We start from the raw sequence: 22,402 nt of genomic DNA, 5'->3' as shown, positions 1-22,402 counted from the left end.
TACAACAGTGCCCCGCTTGGCGTCAGGAGCGTCGGGCGTGGTGACTTCAATGCGTTGCAGCGTCTTCGCATTCTTTTCCGCTTATCCACGATAGTGGTTTTTGAACAAGGTATACTCACTTCAGTGTGCTTCTGCCGATCCGTGATGAGCTCCACCCTCTCGCTGAACTTGTGCACGGAATACTCATGGATCATCGCGGTCGTGTCGCGTGGTGGGTCCAGCCCATTTCTGCGAAACTTATGGGAACTAGTCTCCCTGCTCACCCCCACTCGTCATGAACTTCGCTCGTCTTCAGTTGGCCTTCCTATCGAGGCAGTGGAATCGTGACAACTATCCCTCCCATCACATCTCCTGTCTTGAAATCCCTTTTTGGGCTTCCTGGATGCACATTATGGCAATCGGCGCAATTCCTAGACAGGGCTTTATCGGGATAAACTGCTTTGAAGACCCGAGTCTTCCCGTCGGTTGTGACACCTGAATAGGGACGATCACTATTCAAGCGGATTTCCCTAAGCGCAGCCTGCTCGAAGTCTCCCGTTGGGCTATTCCGTTTATTGATCGGCCAACTGCTGATAAGCCGGAATCGGACCCCGTTTGGTTGTTTAGCTACCAGCCGCCCTGTTTCGAGTACGAATTGCGCCGGTAATGGGAGATCTTCGTCGTTTCTCCAGTGTTCCGAAGCGAAAACAAGGCCGCGCGCTTGCATTCGATCCACAATTTCAGTCGAGTAAAACGTTCGATCGGCCTGGATCACACTATGGATATAATCGGCGACAACTCCGGGGGGTATGCCTTTGGGCGCGTCTGTCTCGTTGCTGGCGGCGGAGAACACGCCCTGACCGAGTAAGCAGGTAAGGGTCGTCCCAACAGCGAGTCCTAACCAAAAATCTCTCGTGTTCATGATGCGTTCCTCCATTTCCTTTTCTGCTTGTGGCCTGATTCGTTCATGGGTTGAGAGCCATACTCTCAAGCCAATAAGGCAGAACAGTTTTGGACTCTTTGGTTTTCTTGAACCAATGGTAAGAATATGCCCAAACCGTGTAAAGATCCAGGCGACTGGCTCCTTTTAGAGTCAGGACTTTAGCTCAGCTACTTACATCAGTTTGAAACCAGAAAGGGGTGTGAAGATAAGTGACTCAATGAGAAAAAGGAGTCGGGGTGAGTGCGAACAATTTCCCAACTTTTCTGCTGAACGCGGCACCGTTGTATTAAGTACAAGTTAAAACTATAGATGACAAACAGCGTTCCGTCGGGCCAGGCCCCATGGATGTTCAAGGCCACCGGCCACAGTTTCAACCCGGACAATGCCATTGAGTGGGGCTGGTGTTCTGCAGCGGGGGGCTTCGCTATCAGCCGCGTGAATGGCGAAACCTCCTACCGCTAGGCTAATGACTACTGTAAATCGCAAGATTGGGCCTGACATCCACCTCTCCCTGGTCCGCCATTCGCTGAGCGATTTTAGAGCTATTGGGCCTGTATCCTACTGGCCCGCTCCAGCTGAGCTGTCCCGGCTGGTTGACGGACTGCGCCCTCCCTGTTCCAAGGGGTCCGTCTGTCCCTTGTCCGCCTTGCCAGTGGGCTTACTTTTCATGCCATCGTCCGGCGTGGGACGTGTGCTACCAAGGTCCGCTTCGCGCCCCTTTTGCTGAGCTGGTTTCTGCGTACTTGGCTCGTTCTTTTGCATTTTGTTCTCCATTGGCGTGCGGCTTTGATTGGCTTGTTCCGCCGCATAAGCCGCGACTGCACAACCAAGTCCGATAACTAGCACTAGGAGACCACCTCGTACAGACGTTCCCATAACACCCTCCTTCTCTTTATGTGCGAGGACCTTCAGGTGTTCTTTTGTAGGCTCCTCTCCGTTTACCACGGTCTGTATTTACAAACTACGGGTGGCGTAGGAAGGCTCGTGTAGTGCCCGTCTGAAATGAGGCTGCCCGGTCAATGGCGCACAGAGCGGCGGAAGGCCCACTCATCTGCGTGGAAGCCGGGTCAAAGCAGCACTACCGGCTGTCGGCCAAAAGTTGCGGCTCGCGCACCAGTACCTTGTTCATTGACCGTTGGTCTATGCATCCGGTCACTACGCCAACATCTTATTGTTGCCCTCACGCACCAGGACCTTCGGCGCTTCTCGGTGAGAAACGTAAACCAATTGATGACGCTTGGAGCCGACCTTTGGAATGGTTGTATTAGGCCTCCACCGACATAACGCCGAAAGAACACGTACTAGAGAGGAACGCAGGTAACAGGGGTATCCCAAGCGGCATGGGTGGTTAGCTTCAAGCGGAACTGTGGAGCATGTACAGAAAGGTCAGCATATGCACGATGGCAATCCTCGTGGTCACTCCTCTGACTGCGTGGAGTGCTCCCGTCACGATATTTCAACCTCCTGGCGCACTAGCCACAGAACCCGCGGCAATCAATAACCAATAACGCTGGTCAGGTGGGGGGGTGTTGCTGATGGGCCTCCAAGCAGCGCGGGAGATATTTTTTACGCGAACCTGACGGCTCATTTGTCACAATTCTTAACCCCTGCACAGGAACCATTCGAGACATTAACGACGCTGGACAAATCGTTGGTACCCTGGGCGGTCAAAGTTTCGTCGGCACTCCGACTTCCACTTCCGGCGTGTATTTTCAACACTGCGGAGGCCCGGTTCATGCATGTCTCAATGGAAATCAAAGGGAAAAAGTGGCGGAGGGTATGTGAGACAACCTGTAATGTGAGAGGATCGTCATCGACAAGCACAGGCCGACCCGCCATCGAAATACTCACGAAGGCCTTCGTTTTACGAGCCCCTGGCGTTCAGTTTCTTACGCCCTGAAAGACAACCATGTTGTTGTCGTAAGCATTAGGCTTACATAGCAGAATGGGTCCCACTTCACCGTTATACACAAGGCCACACCAACCGTTGAATATTGACCGTTCTGGTCTAACGCTTAAGCAAAAAATAAATATTGACCCATATCTTGTGGTCGTGAGTATCAGGCCACAATGCCTAAATAATGTGCAAGGAGCTAATCGCGTTGAGCGGAGCCTCATTCAAACCCAGAACCCGATGTTATCCACAGAATATTCCACAGACCATCCGCATAACTCTTCATCATGCCCGCCCTACAAAAGGTACGGTGACGGCCCTCCTCCAATGTAGGCGCAGTGGTCCGATTTCATTTTTCTCGCCTTGACAGAGGCCACAGAACAGTCTGGCCAATGGATACATGGTTGAACCAAGGGAGATTCAGCCCGGTACTAGGGCTCAGACGCTAATGCAGAGAGATGGCGTAGCGCCTGGCACTCTGGCGTGTGTCCATACCCGAGGGATGAAAATTGGAAACAAGACTGCCTCAAAGTGAGCGAGTGTTCCGCACGGTAGGGTTTAATTTCACATTCTATGGACCACCATCACCGGAAGTTCTGTCACGCCTGGCAAACCAATACGAATACACCGTAAAAGTGCGCACGCCATCATTCCTCGGCCCGCGCTATTCCGACATTACTAAAGGCGCATGGCGTGGCGCATGTCCACAATCACCTCTACGGGGTGCCGTCGCTCCTAGAGAAACACCGCGCCTTAGGTCAATACTTTCCCGCTCCGTTCACCGTTATGCGGTTGCTCACGCCCGGCAATATAAACTATCACGAAGCTGGCTATGAGTACGTGGACGACCTAGAAGGACTAGACCGATCGGTCCTAATCATATCGATCGGCGCACGCCATGGTGAGCGCGCAGACGACTAGCCCTATAGCCGTCAACAGCGAGTGGTGTATTGGCAATTAGAATACGCTGGCAGCCCGTTTTGTATTTGATTGCCCGCGCGATCCTGTGGCCCATACTGCTGATCCCGTACATCTCGACCACTATACGGGTACGCTCCCAATGAAGGCGTGTCGCTGGCTTGTCGTGAGACATTGTCGCCGCCTGCGCAGCTAACCAGAAAGAGTGCCATCACACTGATGAACAACGCAGATGCAACGAACCCAGATTCAACCCGCATAGTGCCCTCCATATGAAAGTTAATCGTGACGCCATCATACCTGATGAAAGAAAGCGTAACTGTAAGCGGCCGACGTACGTACATGATGAACGCCGGCCGAAGACTTCATCGGCGCCGGAGGCCGGGCAAAGCGGCAATCCCGACGGCAGGCCGGAGCTTACCGTAAGAAATCAGACACCTGCTCGTGATCACGGCGCGAGGCCCGTTGAGCGACTCTTCACCCTGTGTATTCTTAGAATGAGAGCATGGCAGTTCATGCGGAGGCGTGACGGATAGAGCATACGGATGCAGTCTGGATTGGTCGTACTGTCAGGCGGGAAGGCCGAATCTTGTCTCGTTGATTCCTGAATACTTAGGTTCACCGCTGACATCCACCATGGTGGAGGGCATGTATGCTGAGAAGGAAGGCGAGGGTGTATGACCAGGATTTGTTCAGCTAAAGACCTAACCAGGTTTGTCGATCAATTGAAGAGGAAGATCGACACGCAGCCGTCATCAGAAGCGATCCTCGAGATTGACACTGCCCTCGAAGAGCTGAAGATTGCCGAAGAAACGGTACACCAGCAAGCAGAAGCACTCGCGAAGGCCCTGGAACGGGCCGATGGCCAGTTTCGCCGGTACTTAGACTTGTTCGAATTCGCGCCCGATGGTTATTGCGTGACGGATGCCCGCGGGACGATGTTAGAAGCGAACTGGGCGATGTGCGAGCTGCTGGGCTTATCGGCAGAGGCTATTGTCGGCAAACCCCTCCTTGTCTTCATACCACGGGACCTCCGACGCGACATGAGGAATTTTATCTTAAGAGTCTCACAGTCTCGTGCGAATGCGTTGCCGCGCTATCCCATTGTCTGGCAGGCAGAATTTGGGCTGCGGCCCCAGAAACCTGTCCCGGTATCCGTACGATGTAGTTTGAGCCGCGAGGGCGGTGAAAACCCACGTCTCCTGTGGCTGCTCCGCGACGTCACGGAGCAAAAGCGTGCGGAACAGATCCTGGAATGTGTGGTGGAACAGAAGACCAGCGAACTTCAAGAACGATTGCAAGAACTGGAAGCCTTCCACGATGTGACGGTTGAACGCGAACTGCGGATGATCGAACTTGAAAAGAAAGTCAAAACCCTGGAGTCCGGCAAGGCAGGCGAATTTATGTAGGGCCAGCTCATACACTTAGCATTCTTCACACTGACAGCGCACGAGGCTGGGGAGATAGTTAAATGAGGTTAAACCTTTTTCCAATGAGACGGTAATTCGATCATCCCTCGCCGCGGTACTGATCTGTATGGGCTGGCGTCTAGATGTGCCAGCACTATACGCCAAATGTATCGTTCGGCGAGAACCCGGAGACGATTCCTTTACGGGTCGAACTCCATCAGTTGAAAGGGTCGCCGGGAACCTAAGGCGCCCGGTTGTACGGCATGGGGACGGATCATGTGAAGACCGCCGAGCCGAGCGAACTTTTCGGCAAAGTTTCGTACGCCATCCTTGAATACTTTCGCGAATCTTATGTGCTTCAGCAAAGCGATAGGCACAGCGACCATCCCCATGTTCCAAACAAGCAAAACCAACCCGGGCACGTTTGAATTGGGTGCTCTCTCAGGCCATCTATCGAATTCGCCGAGAGTTACTGTCCCCTGGCGACAATAGGCGCAGAAACTGAACAGCCCCGATCATGACACTAAAATGGCGAAGAGCTGAGGAGCACAAGGCCTTACCGGGATTGTTATCATTCCATCGTGAATGTTTTGAAAGTGCCTAGAGCCGGCCGTTAGTTCAAATTCTATGGCTCTTTTCCCCTCACTCATATGGAAGGCTCTGGGGGCTTTCATGTTGTCCTGTGCGGTAAGTGCGTGTTCCAATGTTCAAGTCCTTCGGCTGACGAGTCAACAGTTTTCACCACGTCCCATTAATGACGTGCAGATTCTTGAGAAAGAACCAACAACAGAGCATCTTCGTCTCGCCGAACTGGTCGCCTCCTCTTCAACATCGAGTCTTGATGATCTCCAGCGCGATATTGTTAAGAAAGCCGCCAAGCTAGGCGCCAGCGCCGTGGTTTTTTCGCGGCCGACCGTTCATACGGAACAACGCGTGAGCTACAGCGGCAACTACAGTCCCTGGGGCTATTACGCGCCATATTACTATGGTCCATGGCCACGCGGGTATTTTGGTTTCGGCTATGGCGCTTGGCCTTCTGCCTCGTATGGGAGCATGTACGGACCTTGGGGGGCAGGATGGGGCTATTGGGATGTGCCGTATGTTGTACAAGTGCAGACTCTAAAAGGAGTCGCAATCAGATACATCGGATCTTAGGCTCATGGGAGAGATCGTGAACGTGTATAGAAGGATACTCGTTTACTCCGGACTCATTATTCTGGTTGGTTGCGCCCATAATATGGATTCGCGAGAAGCCCCGGCACCGTCTCACGATCCGCTGATCGCTCGGTTGGGCCAAGGTATTGATGATCTCCAAGAGAACTTACTGCGCCTTCGTCGGCATATTGAGGAGTTGAGCCGGATACCGCCCAGTGGCGACCCGACCATAGAAGAGTTGCGGACGTTGGACATCGCAGGCTGGCGCCTCCATGAGCAACAGTGGCAGACTCAACTTGCGCATCTTACCATTGCGCTTGATCGCATCCGTCAGGCTGAAGCAGCCCCCGGTTCGAAAGGGCGATTACGTGAAGAGTGGCTGGTTGAGCAAGAACGGTTTACCGCCACGCTGGACACGCTGAGGAAACAACGGCATGAGTTGGAGAGAAGACGGTTACAGTTGGAATCCGGATTGGTCCAGCACTACTTTGACTAGAAGAGTGCGGAGGGCAAAAAAAAGGCCGCACTTTTAGGCATGGCGCTCCAGGGTAAACGTGAAAAACGATTGTTGATACTCTCTTCTCGGGATTTCGCTGAGATGTGTCAAGCTTAGCGCATTCCGGCTTTTCAAACTACGCGGGCGTCAGGGTCGTGTTAGTTACCGGGAACGAGATGTGTCAATAGCCGGGGCGCCTTAAGCTTTGAAGAGGTTCTTGGTCATGAGTCAATACTTCATACAGAAGATTATTTAAGTCTTGTCCCATTCGAAGTATCTCGGACTTCAGGTGGCCCAGCATTTCAGCCCGTCGCCGTAGCTCTTTGATGCGATAAATGCCTCCTTCACCGAAGTACAACGCGTTGCGCTTTCTGTCAGCGTCGTCGTCCAGCTCGGCATCCGGCTGACGCAGCTGACCTTCTTCTTTCCAATATGCGAGCAGGCCCTGACGAATCGTTTCGCCGGGCAGCATCCATGAGGGTCCGTTGAGGTAGCTCCAGATAGAAGTTGGAAACAGCGTGGATTGGAGCGGCCCTTCTCGAATATCATCAAGATGATTGCGCGGATGGTGAAAGTTATACGTCGCTTCCACGAATACTGCAGCGGTGCCAATCCCAGTGGCGAATAATCCCCCGAATATCGCACTCGCTTCCGCAGCAGTTGCTTGTCCCGCCAGGAACAATGATCCGGCAATAACCCCCATCCACAGATCTCCGGCGAAAACCAGGAACAAGTCGCGGTCGGACCGTTCTTGCAGCATCTCACTCAATCCATCGGCGACATGATTGGCTCGTGATTGTTCACAGTCCAACTCGGCAACCGTGCTCGTCACGTCAAACGCGGCCAGGGCAATGCGATGAGAAATTTGCTGACGAGTCGTTAGGAGGCGCCATGCCACCTCTGGCCGCCGGTCGACGTCCCCGCGTTCTAGTGCTCGTAGCTCGTTGAGGAGACCTAGAACGTTGATCGCCACGGCGGCTTCTCGGACCCGAGGTGGCAAGGCTTGGGCGACGGAGTGATTACGGTAGTTGCCTGAGCCTGCTCCTCGCGATGCAGGCAACAGATGCGTTTTCGTCTGCATGTTACAACGAGAGGTCGTCGCGTCACCGTGCAGCCTGTGTAACGCCTGAGACTGCCCCAGGCATCCGACTCCGGTGCATAAAATGACGATCGACGCGATGAACGTACGAGCGTGCATGGCGCAGGAGGTTTTCATGGTCTCGCATGGCTTTGTGCAAAAGAGGCGGCTGGCGACGCTTCAAGACGGTTGTCTTGAGATTCACGTGCTAAGACTTCGTACAGCAGTTGGTTGAGGTCTTGTCCCATGCGCAGTACTTCGGATTTCACATGATTGAGCATTTCGGCCCGGATGCGGAGTTCCGTAATTTCGTATGTGCCGCCGTCCCCGAACAATAACTCATCTCGCCGCCGTGCGGTCGCGCTCCCAGAGTCTCCCAAGCGACCATCTTCGCGCCAATAGGTTAGTAACGCATCGTGCACCGTGGCCCCAGGTAATATGCGCGAGGGGCCGTTCAGATAGCGCCAGACCGAGGCTGGGAAAAGCGTTGACTGCGCGGGCCTGTCGCGAAGATCGCGCAAATGGTTACGAGGGTGATAAAAGTCCTCCTCGCCGCCGAGGAATACGGTTGCCGCCCCTCCAAGACCGACGGATAACGTGCCACCAAGGATCGCACTCGCTGCCGACGCGGTTGCCTGTGCGACGAGCGACAAGCTGCCCGCGACCACTCCGATCAAGGCGCCGCCAATGAGCGCTAAAAATAACCCCCGTTCCTGCCGATCCTGACGTACTTCTTGCATCCCATCCGCGACGTGATCGGCCCGTGATTCTTCGCAGTCGATTTCGGCGACGGTACTGGATACGTCGAATGCGGCCAAAGAGATGCGGTCCACGATTTGTTGGCGGGTCCACAACAGGCGCCATATAACATCAGCCTGTACGCGCGCCTCTTGTTCGAGCCGAGGAATGCGCTTGAGCAGATCGAGCACTCGAATCGTGGCAGCTGTGTGCCGTGCAATCGGCGAGAGTTCGAGGATATCCTCATCGCCCTCATCGGGAAGGGGCTCGCTACTGACGATCGGGAGGAGATGTTCTGATGTCTTTGGGGCTTCACAGCGGGTCGTGGACACATCCCCGCGTGAGCGGTGACGGGTCGTTGGGTTTGTGGCACAACCGGACGCTATACATACGATCAGCAGAGACGCTACCACTTGGGGAAACATCTCAGGCCTTCGCATAGTTAACGGTCCCCTTGTATTGGAAACCGGCGCGTCGTACACATGCCGAAGAGATCAAGGAGGGGCAGGTCACGATCATTCTCAACGGAAAGAAGTCCTGTCCCTGATCACTTGATATAGGTGGAGATATCGCATGAAGCAGTGCGGTGAGCGAAGGACAATGCCAGGATATCTAAACGCACCGAATAAGAGTCCTCCGCTTTTTTGACCATAAAAAGGCTGCCTGTCTGTTTCAGGCTGTTCTATCGATTGCGATGAATTCATATAATGGATGACGACTTCTGGGCTGTCCTTGTCGGAATATTCTCTATCTTCTGTTGCCTGACGGCCCGCGCTCGGTCCGCAACGCACGGCGCCCCTACCAGCCCGGGCGCCCGTGGTGAATTCGCTCCAATTGTGATGGCCCTACAGTCCAATCGTGTTCCGCTCCGCCTTGCTGTAGCGCAGATCTTTCTGGATTCGGCTGGTCGCCCGATATGTCTGGAGAGAATGGCGCCCTCAGCCGGGTACCATTCCCATGGTTGCAATCGCCTCACGAAAGACGATTTGCAAGGTGCATTCCTATCGATACTTATTTAGAACCTTTTGGTTTTCGCCGGCAGTGCGGCACCCGCTGCCGTTGAGGTCCGTGCAATATCGTGGTTTGTGATGAAAGGATACGACCGAATACGCCCGTGGAAGACTGCAAGCCAGCCCACTTAATGGGTTGTCATAAGAAGGTAGCTCTTCTTGCGGCTTGTCCGTCGTAGTACTCGAGTAATAGAGAGGGATAGCATCAGTGGTCCGGCTTCCTGGTAGTCGCGAGGCGGGGGTGAGCCAACTTTCGACGTGTGCTCCCCCACCACTGATCCTATAGAATAGGAGCGGTTAGAATTTTATTGTTATCAAACTGTTGCGATTCATCTGTCCTTCCATGGCCAGTGGCTGAAATTCAACACGTTCGACCGGTTGTCGCCTTGTCGGAGAGTGAGGTACTGATGGTCGTTCTTCAATTGTCAGCATGGTCGTATAGAGGGTGCCTTGACGCATGAAACGCAGTGTTACCAGCTCTCCAACCTCGAGATCCTTGATCGCCTCTGCAAACTCTTCTGCCGTCGTAACGGGGTGCGCATTGATCGCGACGACAATGTCTCCCCCGAGCAACCAGCGCTCGCCATTCACGGAGACATCCAGCTGGCCAGATCGTAATCCAGCCTTCTCGGCAGGGCTGCCTTTGGCGATACCTGACACCACGATGCCCTTCGCTAAGGGCATCGTCAAGAGTTGCATGAGATCTCTGGTGATGAGTTGGCCCCCGATGCCGAGCCACGGTCGAATGACTCGTCCATAGGACTGAATCTCATGTACGACCTTCTTCACGGTGTTGCTGGGAATGGCAAACCCCACATTCTGGGCGCCCGCCAGCATCGAGGCGTTCACGCCAATGATGTGCCCAGCCAGGTCAAGCAAGGGACCCCCGCTGTTCCCCGGATTAATGGCAGCGCTGCTCTGAATAAGACGTTGAGGCTGACGCGTGAGTTCAGGGTTCGACAGAAACCCGGAGATCACGCCGGTCGTCAAGGTCGCGTCGAGGCCAAACGGATGTCCGATGGTCAGGACCGGTTGACCGATCTCCAAGTGGTCGGAGTCGCCAAATTCGGCCACCTCGTAGTGCTCTGTTGGCAACGGTGCGCGCAGGAGCACCAGATCCGTCATGGGATCATTCCCCACCACCTGGGCCTCCGCTTTGACCCCTTTATTCATGGTAACGACGATACTCGTCGCGCCCTCGATGACATGGTTATTGGTCAAGATCAGCCCTTTCTCATCAAGCAAAATGCCCGAGCCGACGCTGTGCAAGGACGCCTCACCGTTCGCTGAAAGCTCGAAGCGCGTGGCATTGATGAGCACTATGGTTGGGACAACCTTTTTGTACACCTGAGAAACAATGTCAGATCCCATGCTGGTCTGATGAGCCGCCGTAAGGATGGGGACGAGCACGAGAGATAGTGTCAGCAGGCTCGTCTTGAATACTTGAATAGTCATTCGGTGAGTCATAAGGGGCCTCTCAATTGGGTGATCGAAGAGGCAATCAACTTCTTGGCATCTCCTTAGCCCCTTCCGTTCAGAAAGCATCCTACTAATCTACAGTCACATAAACTCCAGCTCCGGCAGCACATTGCGATAAGCACAAATCCTAGTTCTATCAAAGCTTGGTTTCATATGTAGAGCCTCACGTGGTGTGCGTTCCTACTGTGATCGCAGTTCTTCTTTACTCATCTTGGGTCTTGGATATTAAAGCCAGGAAGATCTATCACCGTAATAATCCCAACTCTATCTGGCCCAAACGTAAGCAAAGATGTGGCCAGTCGTATTACGGTCGGCGAAAATCCAAATGAACGACATTACCAAGCGACTATCCTAATTCGGCGTTTTTAAAGCGTGATTTTGAACGGCGCCTCGTGTGTGTTAACGGTCATAACATGAGGACGGCCAATACGTAATAACAAGCTGTTTCCGACCACACCCATGAAGCGATGGGTTCCTTCCCCTTTGTGCATTTTCTGATCTGCACGTTGCTCAACGCTGCCCACTCGCTCGCCTGGCCCACTCTTATCCGACTCTATGGAGACCGTAGAGGCATCACATATCGGATGCCGGAGCAGATCATATTGTGCGCGTGCACAATCGAAGTCATTGGCGCATTCATGGAGCGGGGGGTGCGGCCGCCCATCTTGGCTTCAATCCCAGTACGCTGCGCAGCCGTATGAGTAAACTTGGGCTGAGCCGACCCACCCATTTTGCCTCGGCCTGGCTACGTACGTCGCCCATCGTGACTATTCACCATTCTCGTGAGCGTTCGAGGACCGTCACGACTGTGCGCCCGCACGTCCTTTCGCTGGTACCTTGCCCAACATCGTGAATGACCAAGGATTTCGCGCTGGGTCCTGACAATCCTCGGCGGTGAGAGGAGTGGCACCAGACTTGTGTATAGGTAGGCCCAGGGAGACAGTGTCGACGATGACAAGAGGCCGCTGGAGCAATCGGTCAGCAGTATTGGCAGCGCAGGAGGAGGAGACGAGGAATCACAACAGATCCGTCATCTTACGTACTGTGCCGAAAGAGCTGGAGGCGCTGACTGCGTTAGCCCTGGACCTTCGATGGACCTGGAGTCATTCAAGCGACCGACTGTGGGAACGGCTGGATCAGGACATCTGAAAGGGCACCCATAACCTACGAGCCGTGTTGCAATGCGTTCCCCAAACACGGCTTGAAGCCCTCGCCGCTGATCCGGAGTTCAAAAATTGACTTGAAGGAGCCTTTCGAGAACTTATTGCAGCTGGAGTTTTCACGCTGGGTCTCAGCCCCGCGCAATCGCCTGGAGGCGCGCACGTCGTCAAATGCTGTGGCTTTTCCTTCTCACGGGAGATGCAGCCCTGGGATGCCTGCGCTGGGATACTCTGGGCCGATCTGACGTGGCGGATCCCTGAGCCGAGCATGCCGATCGAGTTTAAGTTGGAGACGGAACAGGGAATCTCTAATGTCATGACGAAGATGATAACCATGGGCGTGTGCTTCCACATATCTGGAACCGCAGTATTGGAAACCTGAATACCGGGCTCAATGGAACCTTCGCTATATTCGCCTGTCTTTATCAGGACTTGATGAGAGCCTTACCGGTTTGGTGATATCCCTCAGGAAATGAAGGGGCGTTATGCCGACCCCATGGACCGTCAAAATGGAAGGGGGGAATGATGACGTGCGCACGTTGGGAAGGATGGGCGATGATCGAGCAACTCCTCGACGAGACTGAAATGTGGATAGGGTTGCACGCCGAGCGATGTCCGAATTGCCGGCATCTGGGCGACATGGTGATCCTTGCCCGTCGCGCTGATTGCTTTCAGGGACGTCTGTGTGATTGGTTTATGCACAAGGGCAGCAGAAACACTGTGCGGTCAGCCAAAGGTATGCAACCATGGCTCAACCAGTGAAACCCCATAATGGACGCCGTGGCGCAGGCACCGTCATCATCGGTGCCGGACCAGCAGGACTGACTGCAGCGTATGAATTAGTGAAGTCGGGTTTTCAACCCCTCGTGCTCGAGAAGACTAATAAGGTGGGCGGCATCGCACGGACCGAGTGCTATAAAGGCTACCGGTTTGATATGGGGGGACACCGGTTCTACACCAAATCGCATGCCGTCCGTGTCATGTGGGAGGAGATCCTTGGTAAGGACTTTTTGCAGCGGCCCCGCTTATCCCGCATCTATTTTAATGGCCGGTTCTTCCACTATCCCCTCCGTCCGATGAATGTGCTCAAGAATTTGGGGATCCTGGAAGCCATCCTGATCGGCCTCAGCTATGTCCGCTGGCAAATTCGACCGTATCCGACGGACGATACCTTTGAACAATGGGTCACCAACCGCTTCGGACGCCGGTTGTTTCTGACGTTCTTCAAAACCTACACCGAGAAGGTCTGGGGCATCTCGTGCGGCGAGCTGAAAGGGGAATGGGCGGCTCAGCGGATCAAGGATCTCTCACTCAGGACGGTCTTCCTCCGCATGCTCGGTACAGAGCGCCGAACGATACGCAGCTTAATTGAGGAGTTTGCTTATCCTCGGTTGGGGCCTGGCATGATGTGGGAAGCCGTTCAGAGGCAGATTGAATCAGGCGGCGGCACGGTCAGCTTGAACACCGAGGTCCTCCATCTCAACCGCGAGGGTTCGGTCATTCGCAGCGTGACGGTCAAACGACAGGGGCAAACCGAAATCATTCCGGTGAGTCACGTGATGTCAAGTATGCCAGTGACGGAAGCCGTCATGAAGATCGCCCCATCTGAGGATTTCACGGTCCGCTCGGCCGCACACCGCCTTCGGTATCGAGACTTCCTCACAGTCTGCCTCATTATTGATCGCCAACATCTCTTTCCAGATAACTGGATTTATGTGCACGATCCATCGGTGAAAGTGGGACGCATTCAGAACTTCAAAAACTGGAGTCCTGAGATGGTGCCCAATCCGATGAAATCGAGCCTAGGCCTGGAATACTTCTGCCAAGAAGGAGACGAACTATGGTCCGCCTCTGACGCTGACCTCATCCAGCGTGGCAAACGGGAAGTCGCCCATCTCGGCTTGGCCCGCTACGAGGAGATTGAAGATGGCTGTGTGTTTCGAATTCCGAAAGCGTATCCCGTCTATGATGAACAGTATCGAGAGGCACTCGACGCCATTCGTACGTACGTCAACGGCGTGACGAATTTTCAGACGCTCGGACGGAACGGACTCCACCGCTATAACAATCAGGATCATTCCATGCTCACCGGGATGTTGGCCGTTGAGAACCTTCTCCAGCATGAGCAGCATGACCTCTGGAATGTCAATGCCGATACTGAATACCAGGAAGAACAGCGAGTGACCCCGGATCGTGTGAGTGAATCACGCCTATGAGAGGTGGGACATACCTCAAGTAAGTGCCGTCTCATGAGGAGGGAGAGAAGGGAAGAGAACAAACGATGCCTTTGCGGCTCGTCGTGTGGTCGTAGAAGGAGCCGCTCTGGAGTCTCTTCTATCGCTTAGTCGATAGACTGGCAATCGAGTTCTACGATAGGCACGTCGGTGAGAGACCTCATCGGATTCACCCATTTCGTATCATGATGTCCCTCCTGACGCCCGGACGCCTACGAGCGGTCAACCTCCTCTGCCTAGCGGCCATCGTGGTCTATGCCGGGTGGTACACCTGCAGTTTTCAGATTCGGCACCACGCCTTTGGTCCTTCGGATCTTCTCGATTATGCGTTAAATTATGAACGGAGCCTTCTCGTTGCGGAACAGCTGAGCTATCCGCCCTGGTCGAGTGGGTTTCTCTATCCACCCCCTAACCTCGTCGTGCGTCTGGCCTTGGGCCACCTCGGTCTTGAGGCCTCTGCCGTGCTCTGGATGGCGATGCTCATCGCCGCAACGGTCGGATCCATTGAAATCTCCTTGTATCTGCTGGGCCTGTCCAATCATCCGACCAAGTACCTCATTGGCCTATTGGCGCTCGGGTCAGTCAGTTACTATTTCGAATGGGATTTGAAATATCTGAATGGCAACGTGCTCTATTTAATCTCCGTCCTCGGCGCGCTCGTCCTCCTCAGCAGAGCAAACCTGTTCGGCGCCAGCTTCTTGCTGGCCCTCAGTATGGTCCTGAAAGTCTACAGTGCGGTTTTCCTGCCGTATTGTCTTCTGAAGCGACAGTTTCGACTCTGTCTCATGACCGTCGCGTGGCTGGGACTCTTCTTCCTCGCCCTGCCGGCCTTTTATTTCGGAGCGCATCAGGCCGTCACCCTGACGAGCAATTGGATACAGATGGTGTTCCAGAGTGGAAACAGTATGACCCTTCCCTTCGAACTGGCGGCCTATGTCATGAGTTGGCATAAAACACTGCTCACTTTCCTAAATGCCACGGGAGGAAAGGGAGTATACAACATCCTCGTGCTCCAGCAAGAAGAGGTATTGAGTGTCACGAGGACGGCTCAGGTGTTATGGCTTGCCCTCCTCAGCTTCTATTGGTGGCAGAGCTGGCGCCGACCCATGCGAGATACAAGACGAGCGTTGACGATGGATGCCGCTACCTTAATGCTCTCGCTGCTCCCTTTCAGTCCAGCGTTGCAACCGCATCACGGAGTTGTCATGTTGATTCCCGCGATGCTCCTCGTCGGCGTGGCGAGCGATGCCACGAGACCGCGCGCACTTCGATCCGTGTCCGCTGCGATTCTGCTTGTCTGCTATTTTGAGCTGCAGTACGGACCATCGCTCGCACTGCGGGGGCTTGGCATGATGTGCACCCTCCTACTGTTCATGTCGGGCCTCATCCTAATCCGCAGTCATGGAGACGGTGGCCCGTCCTATCCACAGACAGCTAAACAATCGTAACGCACCACGCTCTATCGTGGATTTTCGTTCTCAATCACGACGAGGCATCGTGGTGAAGACGATAGGAGGTGGAGTGATCAACACCATACAGCCTCATCTGTGGCGTATATGGGAAATAAACTAAGGCAACGGCTTTGGCGGCGACTGAGAGGCACGATGAATGCAACAGAAACAATTGCAGTGTCGGAAGATGAGAGTCAACCTGGAACCTGTCGACGTGGCGATCTGGCCTTTTGATCTGAAGGATGGGCACATAAGTTGGAATGCACAATCGCCGATTCAAGCCCTTGGCGGCAAGGATCCGGTGCAGTCGCGGAATTGAGAGGGCGATGCACCGCTGGCCCTCAAGCTCTCGACCGTGTTTCCGATGCCAGTAGCGGTGTGAGCCTGAATCCTTTAATACTTATTGCCTTTCCCTATAGCTGACGCGGGAAATAGGAGACGTTATGAAAGTGCTTGCCGTCCATCCCAGCGCATTAATGTATACAAAAATTTACCTTCGCTTGGAGCCGCTGGGGTTAGAGCTTGTGGCTCAGGCGATCCGCCAAGCCGGACATGAGATATGTCTTATTGATTTGCAAGTCGAGACACATCGTGATTATTCCGCACTGCTTCATACCTGGCGCCCCGATGTCGTGGCTTTCTCCTGCAATTATCTGGCGAACGTGCCGGAAATTGTCGATCTGGCCAAGCTCACAAAAAACACGCTGCCGGGAAGTTTTGTCTTCGTCGGCGGCCACAGCGCGTCGTTTATTGCGGACCAGTTTCTTGAGCATAGTGCGGGCGCAATTGATTGCATCCTCAAAGGTGAAGGTGAGGCGGTCGTTTCAGATCTCTTGCAGGCAATCGAGCATGATCGCAGCGCAATCACACGTGTTCCTGGCGTGGTGTCGCGTTTCGGCTCAGGGCCTCCTCCCCGTTTCGTCGAAAGTCTTGATGCCCTTAGCCCGGCACGTGACCTTCTGCGCCATCGCCGGAGATATTTCATCGGGGTATTGGACCCCTGCGCTTCCATTGAGTTCGCGCGGGGCTGCCCGTGGGATTGTTCTTTCTGCAGCGCCTGGACGTTCTATGGCCGCAGCTATCGAGTGATCAGCCCGGACAAGGTCGTGGAAGATTTAGCCCGGGTCCGAGAGCCGGGGATTTTCATCGTCGACGACGTGGCCTTTATCCAAGGCAAGCACGGCATGGCGATCGGTGAGGCGATTGCCAAGAAGGAGATCAAGAAAAAATACTATCTGGAGACACGCGGCGACGTGTTACTGCGAAACAAGGAAGTGTTCAGGTTCTGGAAGTCGCTCGGCCTAGAATATATGTTCATCGGGCTCGAAGCCATCGATGAGGAAGGGCTGCTGAAACATCGAAAGCGCATCTCATTAGGTAAGAATTTTGAAGCGCTCGAATTTGCCCGGTCACTCGGCATCACTGTTGCCATTAACTTAATTGCCGATCCCGACTGGGACAAGCAACGCTTCGAGGTCATCCGCCAGTGGTGTCTCGAGATTCCTGAAATTGTGAACATCAGCGTGAATACCCCGTATCCCGGCACGGAAACATGGTTGACGGAATCGCGCAAGATTCAAAGCCGCGATTATCGCCTCTTCGATATTCAACATGCCGTGCTGCCCACCAGACTACCCTTGCCGGAATTCTACGAAGAGTTAGTGAAGACCCAGCAGGTCTTGAATACCAAGCATTTGGGTTGGAGGGCGCTCAAATCGACAGCTAAGATTGCGGCCGGGCACCTGCTCCGTGGACAAACCAATTTTGTCAAGATGCTCTGGAAGTTCAACAGCGTCTACAATCCAGCGCTACAACTGGCCGATCACCAGCAACCGGTAAAATATGAAATGGCTCTGCCGCCTATCCCTCAACGGCACGTCAACCATGGCTTGCTCTATATTCACCAAGCCAAAGGTCGCCAAGGGCGCCACATCGATGACTCTACGGAACAGTTTGTGGAGGCGACGAGGATGGGGATCTCGCAGTAAAGATCTAGGGCGACACCATCTCTCCTGAAAGGACGAGGGGACGTTCCCTTTGAGCTGTCCCATCAGCACGGCGGCTGAGTCAGAATACCGAACGTTTATGCTGCTAATCCGGTAAACGATCGAAATGAAAGGAGGGGGAAGATGACGTGCGCACGTTGTCGGGGATTGATGATTGTCGACGGACTCCTTGACGAAAGTGGATTTCGGATAGACGGGCAAGTCGAGCGCTGTCTGAATTGCGGGTATCTTGAGGATATGGTGATTCTTTCCAATCGTGCCAATTCCTCGGCGTGTGCAGTCCAGACAAGTCCGCTCGATCGGTTCGTACAAAAAGGGCCTCGTCGGTGACCCGAGTTAGAGCAGGGACGGAATCCAGACAAGGTTGAGCGTTGCAATTCTGGGCTGATCTAAAATCATGAGCCGCGACGAGGTCCTCGACATGAGACGCGCTCAATCACCGTAGGAACTATACCTGTACCTGAGGGCCTCAGAGCAAGGATCCTGTAGGCTATTCGACAGTCCCTGCAAGAGATAAAGAGTGCGTAAGTTTGCTTGAAGAGAGAGCGGTTTCCAAATGAGAAGGGGGGACTTGATGAGCACGATTAACATGCTGCCCAGTCACCTTCAGCCAATGCCGACGAGCCGTACGCGATGGATCTTCATGGTGGCTCTGTCTATGGTAGCGTGCGGGGCCTTGTATGGGGTCTATTGGTGGTCATCCGAGTTCTATGGGCAGAGTGGCCCACGCGAGCGTCCGTGGGGGAAGGCTACCTTGCCCGAACCCGCAGTAAGTGGCCCACCCTCTTATCAGCCCACGCCCATGCCAATCGACGGACATGACGGACCTCATACAAATCACAGCACGGAAAGATTGATGACGGACAGCGGCCGTGCGGTGGCGCTGCAGCCCCGAGACATGGGTCATATCGTTCTTATCGCCGAGCGCCGACCGGTCCGGCTTGCATTGCCAACCGATGAAACTCGGCCGTATCCAGCTCGCCCAGGCCTTTCGACGGTCACATCCGTCTTGACCTCTTTAGCAGAGGTATCCACGGAGGAATACCAGACAGATATCTATGAAAATGAACTCACGACGTCGGGTTCCATGGCCCGAGACATCATTCAGACAAACATGGTCTCTAAGGAGCATCGACCAACCATCGAGCCATCACAGAATCGCCACACCCCGAAACACACCCCGACACGTGAACAAGAGACGCGAACTGATGAGAGCGCAAGCGTCCCGGCAGAAGAAATTATGATACGTACTCTACTGCCCTAGAAAAATAGATAGAAGCAGCGACACGTTTACCTTGCCGATACTCAAACCCAGTGAGTATGGTCGCTCGTCAAAGGCAGTGTCAAAGGGTAAGACATTTGGATTGAAGTCTCATGGGTAGCGAGACTCGCAATACATCGACACCTTATTCACAAGCAGCTGGTGCCGTTGTAACAACCTCTCATAACGGGACTGGCAGCCATGTCCGCTCATCCGTCTGCTGTCGACTCTGGCAAGATAATCGACCCGTGGCGCTGCACACTGAGTTTTGGAATGCCAGTATCCGTGTGAACGGAACGAGCTCCAGGCGTCCGCGGTAATCCATCATTGTCTGATTCAGATATCGAAGGTATCAAATCAACGTGTCATCAGCCGACACAAGGAGGTGTGGGCTAGGACGATGTCTTGCCGGCTCAGGTGTTTACCTGCCCACGGGTGCAGGTCTTCGCTCGCGGCTCTTCTTTAGACCTGTCACCTAACCAATCCCTCGATGCATAACTACTGAATCTTTGTTATTTGCCGGCTTATCCTGTGTGTCCATGCACTTGGTCCAGGGATGAAGTACCTTGCCGACACCGGCGCCGAGCATAGCGAACGGTATAGCTATGACAAAGAGCGGCGGCCCAATCTCATAGCCGATCATCTGCAGTGGGATATTGTCGCTTCATGGCCAACCTCCACCAGGCGTACTGCCGGATACACCGGAAAGGTGCCGTACTCGGTAGCGAGACTCACGCTCTCACCCACGGTACGGCATCGTGCGTCACTCAGGACAGGCACCTGCACCAGCATGACCATAAGAAGCAGACCTTTGATCCTCATTCCCCCTTCCACGGCGCGTCATCGTGCGCGCAACGTTTTTACGATGCATTCGAGCTTACAACGCAATGAATCATACGTTCGGCCCATTAGGACATACGGCAACCTCTATGCCAGGTCGATGCGTAGCCCAACTTTGGACCGCTCCCGCGAGACAGGTTCACCTATGTGGAATAGAAACTCGCTAAAGGGCAAGAGGCGAAGTGGTGAAGTGGGCTTTATTCTCTTCACCTATTCCCGCATTCAAACGAGCGGAGAAACTACAACAAGTCGTCCCGGTTGAACGCGTCGGAGTCAGGCATCGCAATAGATCTTCAATCGACATCACAAGCATGGTTTGAGGTGCGAACGGTTCAGATATAGTTTCGAATTGATCACCTCACCCTGACCCGTGGGTGCCTTCACTGGGACAGTTTGTTAAAGGCGTTTAAGGCAGCGACCTTGTAACATTCGGCCAGCGTGGGATAGTTGAAGACGGTCCGTAAGAAATACTGCAGCCCGCCCCCCAATTCCAACACCGCCTGTCCGATATGGATGAGTTCCGTGGCACTCGTCCCGACGGCATGGACGCCCAGGAGCCGTTGGTCGTCTCGGTGGACGAGCAACTTGAGCAATCCACTCTCATCGCCGAGGATCTGCCCTCGCGCAATTTCCCGATATCGAGCGATCCCAGTTTCATAGGGAATCTTCTTTTGCGTCAACTCCTGTTCCGAGGGCCCGATCGCCGAGAGTTCTGGAATGGCGTAGATGCCGATGGGGAGATGCTCGGCCATCGGCCCGATCTCGACGCCAAAGGCATAGCACGCTGCCAGTCTTCCCTGGAGGAACGAGGTCGACGCTAAACTCGGATACCCGATCACGTCTCCCACCGCAAAGATGTGCGACACGTCTGTGCGAAATTGCTGATCCACTTTTATTCGTCCTCGTGGATCGGATGTGAGCCCGGCAGCCGCCAGATTGAGCCGAGCCGTCGCTCCAATCCGGCCAACTGAAAACAGGACCTGATCAGCCATGAGCCGCTTCCCGGACTCCAAGTGCACGACCGCCTGTTGGGGTGCGCCCGCGGTCACATCCACGCTCTCCACCGCCTCCCCTAAACGAAATCGTACATGGCGGTTTCTCATTTGATGCATGAGTTCATCTACGATTTCATAATCCAGAAACTCCAGCAATCGCTCTCTCTTATCGACCAGCGTCACATCAACCTCGAGTGCGCCAAGCATCGACGCATATTCGATACCGATGATCCCGCCTCCAACCACCACCATCTTCTTGGGCAATCGCGTGAGCTGAACGATATCGTCGCTGCTGATGATAATGTCTCCGTCCACCGGCACACCGCGAGACGGCGCCGGAACCGTCCCAACGGCGATCACGATATGCTCGGCCGTGACTGTCCGCTGGCTCTCCTCAGACGCGACGATGACAGTGTGGGGATCCTTAAAAGAAGCCTCGCCTACAATGCAGTGAATCTCATTGCGCCACAGCTGATTGTCCACGACCTGCCCTTCGCGTTGGACGACCGTATCCACGCGCTGCAGGAGCTCAGCCGCCGTCGGGTGGTTCGTCGTGCGATGCGGTAGCCGGGCGCCACCATACCTACCGTTCACTTGCGCAACGGAGAGGACGGCTTCGCGAAACGTCTTACTGGGGATGGTGCCCGTCTCGAGACACACGCCACCCATACTGCGGCGCTTTTCAATGATGGCCGCCCGTTTCCCCAGTTTAGCAGCCTGAACGGCAGCCCGCTGGCCTGCTGGCCCGCTCCCAATGCAGAGCAGATCAAAGTCACATCGCCCCTTCATGAAGATATGTCCAACATTCACACCTCAGTCAGTAGTCGACTGTGCTCCGTTTGCCGGGTCAATACCTCTTAGAGAGGTCAAGATCGTATCCATCTGTACGCTTATTGTCTTGACTGCACTCGCATTCATCTCATGCATTCATGAAACAACTTCCCCTTCCAACTCTCTATGGCGAAATGGCGAATGGCATCGAACCCGTAGAGCGGTCCTGGAAGGTTCTGAACCAGCACCTATCCGTTCCCTATGGGCATCTTGGTACCTCGTTAACCAACCAATCCATGCCTGGCGATTCGCGCCCATTTCAGATATGTCTCGAAAAGGTCAAAGCGCTATTCTTCATTAGAAGGGCATTACTTTAGTTGATGAGCGGGCGCGCTCTCATACCTCGGGACCTCTCCCATTTGCTTAAACCAATATAGACCCACGCTATAGATCACGTTTGCCTGCAACAGTTCAGCAGCTCTCGCTTCACGATATCCTGTGGGGGTAGCTCCATAGTCAAATCGATGTAGCGGTACATCATCAGTTGCCCTGATCGCCCAGAAGATGTGATTCTCGTTTGTACCG

At 54.2% G+C, this 22,402-nt stretch carries 18 protein-coding genes; 12 read left to right on the top strand and 6 right to left on the bottom strand.

Annotated elements, in window-relative coordinates:
- Nucleotides 1-304: 304 nt before the first annotated feature.
- Together ACWHYZ_RS12340 and ACWHYZ_RS12335 are read right to left on the bottom strand one after the other, a co-directional pair.
- Complete coding sequence (locus ACWHYZ_RS12340; protein WP_447982996.1) at nucleotides 305-901, bottom strand: Tll0287-like domain-containing protein; 597 nt, start codon at nucleotides 899-901, stop codon at nucleotides 305-307.
- 579 nt (nucleotides 902-1,480) lie between these two features.
- On the bottom strand, nucleotides 1,481-1,798 hold the full coding sequence (locus ACWHYZ_RS12335; RefSeq protein WP_447982995.1) for a hypothetical protein: 318 nt from the start codon (nucleotides 1,796-1,798) through the stop codon (nucleotides 1,481-1,483).
- 1,711 nt (nucleotides 1,799-3,509) lie between these two features.
- Here ACWHYZ_RS12335 and ACWHYZ_RS12330 point away from each other — a divergent pair.
- The 4 genes from ACWHYZ_RS12330 (at nucleotide 3,510) to ACWHYZ_RS12315 (ending at nucleotide 6,794) form a co-directional block, all read left to right on the top strand.
- Complete coding sequence (locus ACWHYZ_RS12330; RefSeq protein WP_447982994.1) at nucleotides 3,510-3,737, top strand: hypothetical protein; 228 nt, start codon at nucleotides 3,510-3,512, stop codon at nucleotides 3,735-3,737.
- 674 nt (nucleotides 3,738-4,411) lie between these two features.
- Nucleotides 4,412-5,143 carry a PAS domain S-box protein gene (locus ACWHYZ_RS12325; RefSeq protein ID WP_447982993.1) on the top strand — a complete coding sequence of 244 codons (732 nt, stop codon included), beginning with the start codon at nucleotides 4,412-4,414 and terminating at the stop codon, nucleotides 5,141-5,143.
- Between the two features lie 672 nt (nucleotides 5,144-5,815).
- On the top strand, nucleotides 5,816-6,298 hold the full coding sequence (locus ACWHYZ_RS12320) for a hypothetical protein (RefSeq protein ID WP_447982992.1): 483 nt from the start codon (nucleotides 5,816-5,818) through the stop codon (nucleotides 6,296-6,298).
- 16 nt (nucleotides 6,299-6,314) lie between these two features.
- On the top strand, nucleotides 6,315-6,794 hold the full coding sequence (locus ACWHYZ_RS12315; RefSeq protein ID WP_447982991.1) for a hypothetical protein: 480 nt from the start codon (nucleotides 6,315-6,317) through the stop codon (nucleotides 6,792-6,794).
- A gap of 181 nt (nucleotides 6,795-6,975) precedes the next feature.
- Here the strand turns inward: ACWHYZ_RS12315 and ACWHYZ_RS12310 are convergent, their stop codons facing one another.
- The 3 genes from ACWHYZ_RS12310 to ACWHYZ_RS12300 form a co-directional block, all read right to left on the bottom strand.
- Nucleotides 6,976-8,010 (bottom strand): hypothetical protein, encoded by a 1,035-nt coding sequence (locus ACWHYZ_RS12310; RefSeq protein ID WP_447982990.1) that lies wholly within the window; start codon nucleotides 8,008-8,010, stop codon nucleotides 6,976-6,978.
- Nucleotides 8,007-8,942 carry a hypothetical protein gene (locus ACWHYZ_RS12305; RefSeq protein ID WP_447982989.1) on the bottom strand — a complete coding sequence of 312 codons (936 nt, stop codon included), beginning with the start codon at nucleotides 8,940-8,942 and terminating at the stop codon, nucleotides 8,007-8,009. The genes ACWHYZ_RS12310 and ACWHYZ_RS12305 overlap by 4 nt, the downstream gene beginning before the upstream one ends.
- Nucleotides 8,943-9,917: 975 nt before the next feature.
- A complete protein-coding gene (locus tag ACWHYZ_RS12300; protein ID WP_447982988.1) occupies nucleotides 9,918-11,087 on the bottom strand; it encodes a S1C family serine protease in 1,170 nt (389 codons plus the stop codon).
- A gap of 963 nt (nucleotides 11,088-12,050) precedes the next feature.
- Between ACWHYZ_RS12300 and ACWHYZ_RS12295 the strand changes: the two genes are divergently transcribed.
- The 8 genes from ACWHYZ_RS12295 (at nucleotide 12,051) to ACWHYZ_RS12260 (ending at nucleotide 19,214) form a co-directional block, all read left to right on the top strand.
- Nucleotides 12,051-12,248, top strand: a complete 198-nt coding sequence (locus tag ACWHYZ_RS12295) for a DUF3417 domain-containing protein (protein ID WP_447982987.1) — start codon at nucleotides 12,051-12,053, stop codon at nucleotides 12,246-12,248.
- Between the two features lie 533 nt (nucleotides 12,249-12,781).
- Nucleotides 12,782-13,021 carry a hypothetical protein gene (locus ACWHYZ_RS12290; RefSeq protein WP_447982986.1) on the top strand — a complete coding sequence of 80 codons (240 nt, stop codon included), beginning with the start codon at nucleotides 12,782-12,784 and terminating at the stop codon, nucleotides 13,019-13,021.
- On the top strand, nucleotides 13,006-14,475 hold the full coding sequence (locus tag ACWHYZ_RS12285) for an NAD(P)/FAD-dependent oxidoreductase (protein ID WP_447982985.1): 1,470 nt from the start codon (nucleotides 13,006-13,008) through the stop codon (nucleotides 14,473-14,475). Before ACWHYZ_RS12290 ends, ACWHYZ_RS12285 begins: the two co-directional genes overlap by 16 nt.
- Nucleotides 14,476-14,678: 203 nt before the next feature.
- Nucleotides 14,679-15,941, top strand: a complete 1,263-nt coding sequence (locus ACWHYZ_RS12280) for a glycosyltransferase family 87 protein (RefSeq protein WP_447982984.1) — start codon at nucleotides 14,679-14,681, stop codon at nucleotides 15,939-15,941.
- Between the two features lie 160 nt (nucleotides 15,942-16,101).
- Nucleotides 16,102-16,263, top strand: coding sequence for a hypothetical protein (locus ACWHYZ_RS12275; RefSeq protein ID WP_447982983.1), 162 nt, complete (start codon nucleotides 16,102-16,104; stop codon nucleotides 16,261-16,263).
- 124 nt (nucleotides 16,264-16,387) lie between these two features.
- Nucleotides 16,388-17,932 (top strand): hopanoid C-3 methylase HpnR, encoded by a 1,545-nt coding sequence (gene hpnR / locus ACWHYZ_RS12270; RefSeq protein WP_447982982.1) that lies wholly within the window; start codon nucleotides 16,388-16,390, stop codon nucleotides 17,930-17,932.
- Nucleotides 17,933-18,073: 141 nt separating this feature from the next.
- The gene (locus tag ACWHYZ_RS12265; RefSeq protein WP_447982981.1) at nucleotides 18,074-18,280 is read left to right on the top strand and encodes a hypothetical protein; all 207 of its coding nucleotides are present in this window, start codon (nucleotides 18,074-18,076) and stop codon (nucleotides 18,278-18,280) included.
- A gap of 244 nt (nucleotides 18,281-18,524) precedes the next feature.
- Complete coding sequence (locus tag ACWHYZ_RS12260; protein ID WP_447982980.1) at nucleotides 18,525-19,214, top strand: hypothetical protein; 690 nt, start codon at nucleotides 18,525-18,527, stop codon at nucleotides 19,212-19,214.
- A gap of 1,217 nt (nucleotides 19,215-20,431) precedes the next feature.
- Here the strand turns inward: ACWHYZ_RS12260 and sthA are convergent.
- Nucleotides 20,432-21,835, bottom strand: coding sequence for a Si-specific NAD(P)(+) transhydrogenase (sthA, locus tag ACWHYZ_RS12255; protein ID WP_447982979.1), 1,404 nt, complete (start codon nucleotides 21,833-21,835; stop codon nucleotides 20,432-20,434).
- Nucleotides 21,836-22,402: the final 567 nt, after the last annotated feature.

This window comes from Nitrospira sp. Nam74 (assembly GCF_965152615.1).
Note: the sequence above shows the minus strand (reverse complement) of the source record. Positions and strands in the feature narration are given on the sequence as shown.

Coding starts and splice junctions, on each gene's coding strand:
- ACWHYZ_RS12295 (WP_447982987.1), top strand. CDS start 12,051: ATGACAAGAGGCCGCTGGAGCAATCGGTCAGCAGTATTGGCAGCGCAG.
- ACWHYZ_RS12310 (WP_447982990.1), bottom strand. CDS start 8,010: ATGAAAACCTCCTGCGCCATGCACGCTCGTACGTTCATCGCGTCGATC.
- ACWHYZ_RS12260 (WP_447982980.1), top strand. CDS start 18,525: ATGAGCACGATTAACATGCTGCCCAGTCACCTTCAGCCAATGCCGACG.
- ACWHYZ_RS12280 (WP_447982984.1), top strand. CDS start 14,679: ATGATGTCCCTCCTGACGCCCGGACGCCTACGAGCGGTCAACCTCCTC.
- ACWHYZ_RS12300 (WP_447982988.1), bottom strand. CDS start 11,087: ATGACTCACCGAATGACTATTCAAGTATTCAAGACGAGCCTGCTGACA.
- ACWHYZ_RS12285 (WP_447982985.1), top strand. CDS start 13,006: ATGGCTCAACCAGTGAAACCCCATAATGGACGCCGTGGCGCAGGCACC.
- ACWHYZ_RS12265 (WP_447982981.1), top strand. CDS start 18,074: ATGACGTGCGCACGTTGTCGGGGATTGATGATTGTCGACGGACTCCTT.
- sthA (WP_447982979.1), bottom strand. CDS start 21,835: ATGAAGGGGCGATGTGACTTTGATCTGCTCTGCATTGGGAGCGGGCCA.
- ACWHYZ_RS12290 (WP_447982986.1), top strand. CDS start 12,782: ATGATGACGTGCGCACGTTGGGAAGGATGGGCGATGATCGAGCAACTC.
- ACWHYZ_RS12340 (WP_447982996.1), bottom strand. CDS start 901: ATGAACACGAGAGATTTTTGGTTAGGACTCGCTGTTGGGACGACCCTT.
- ACWHYZ_RS12325 (WP_447982993.1), top strand. CDS start 4,412: ATGACCAGGATTTGTTCAGCTAAAGACCTAACCAGGTTTGTCGATCAA.
- hpnR (WP_447982982.1), top strand. CDS start 16,388: ATGAAAGTGCTTGCCGTCCATCCCAGCGCATTAATGTATACAAAAATT.
- ACWHYZ_RS12320 (WP_447982992.1), top strand. CDS start 5,816: ATGTTGTCCTGTGCGGTAAGTGCGTGTTCCAATGTTCAAGTCCTTCGG.
- ACWHYZ_RS12275 (WP_447982983.1), top strand. CDS start 16,102: ATGCAACAGAAACAATTGCAGTGTCGGAAGATGAGAGTCAACCTGGAA.
- ACWHYZ_RS12335 (WP_447982995.1), bottom strand. CDS start 1,798: ATGGGAACGTCTGTACGAGGTGGTCTCCTAGTGCTAGTTATCGGACTT.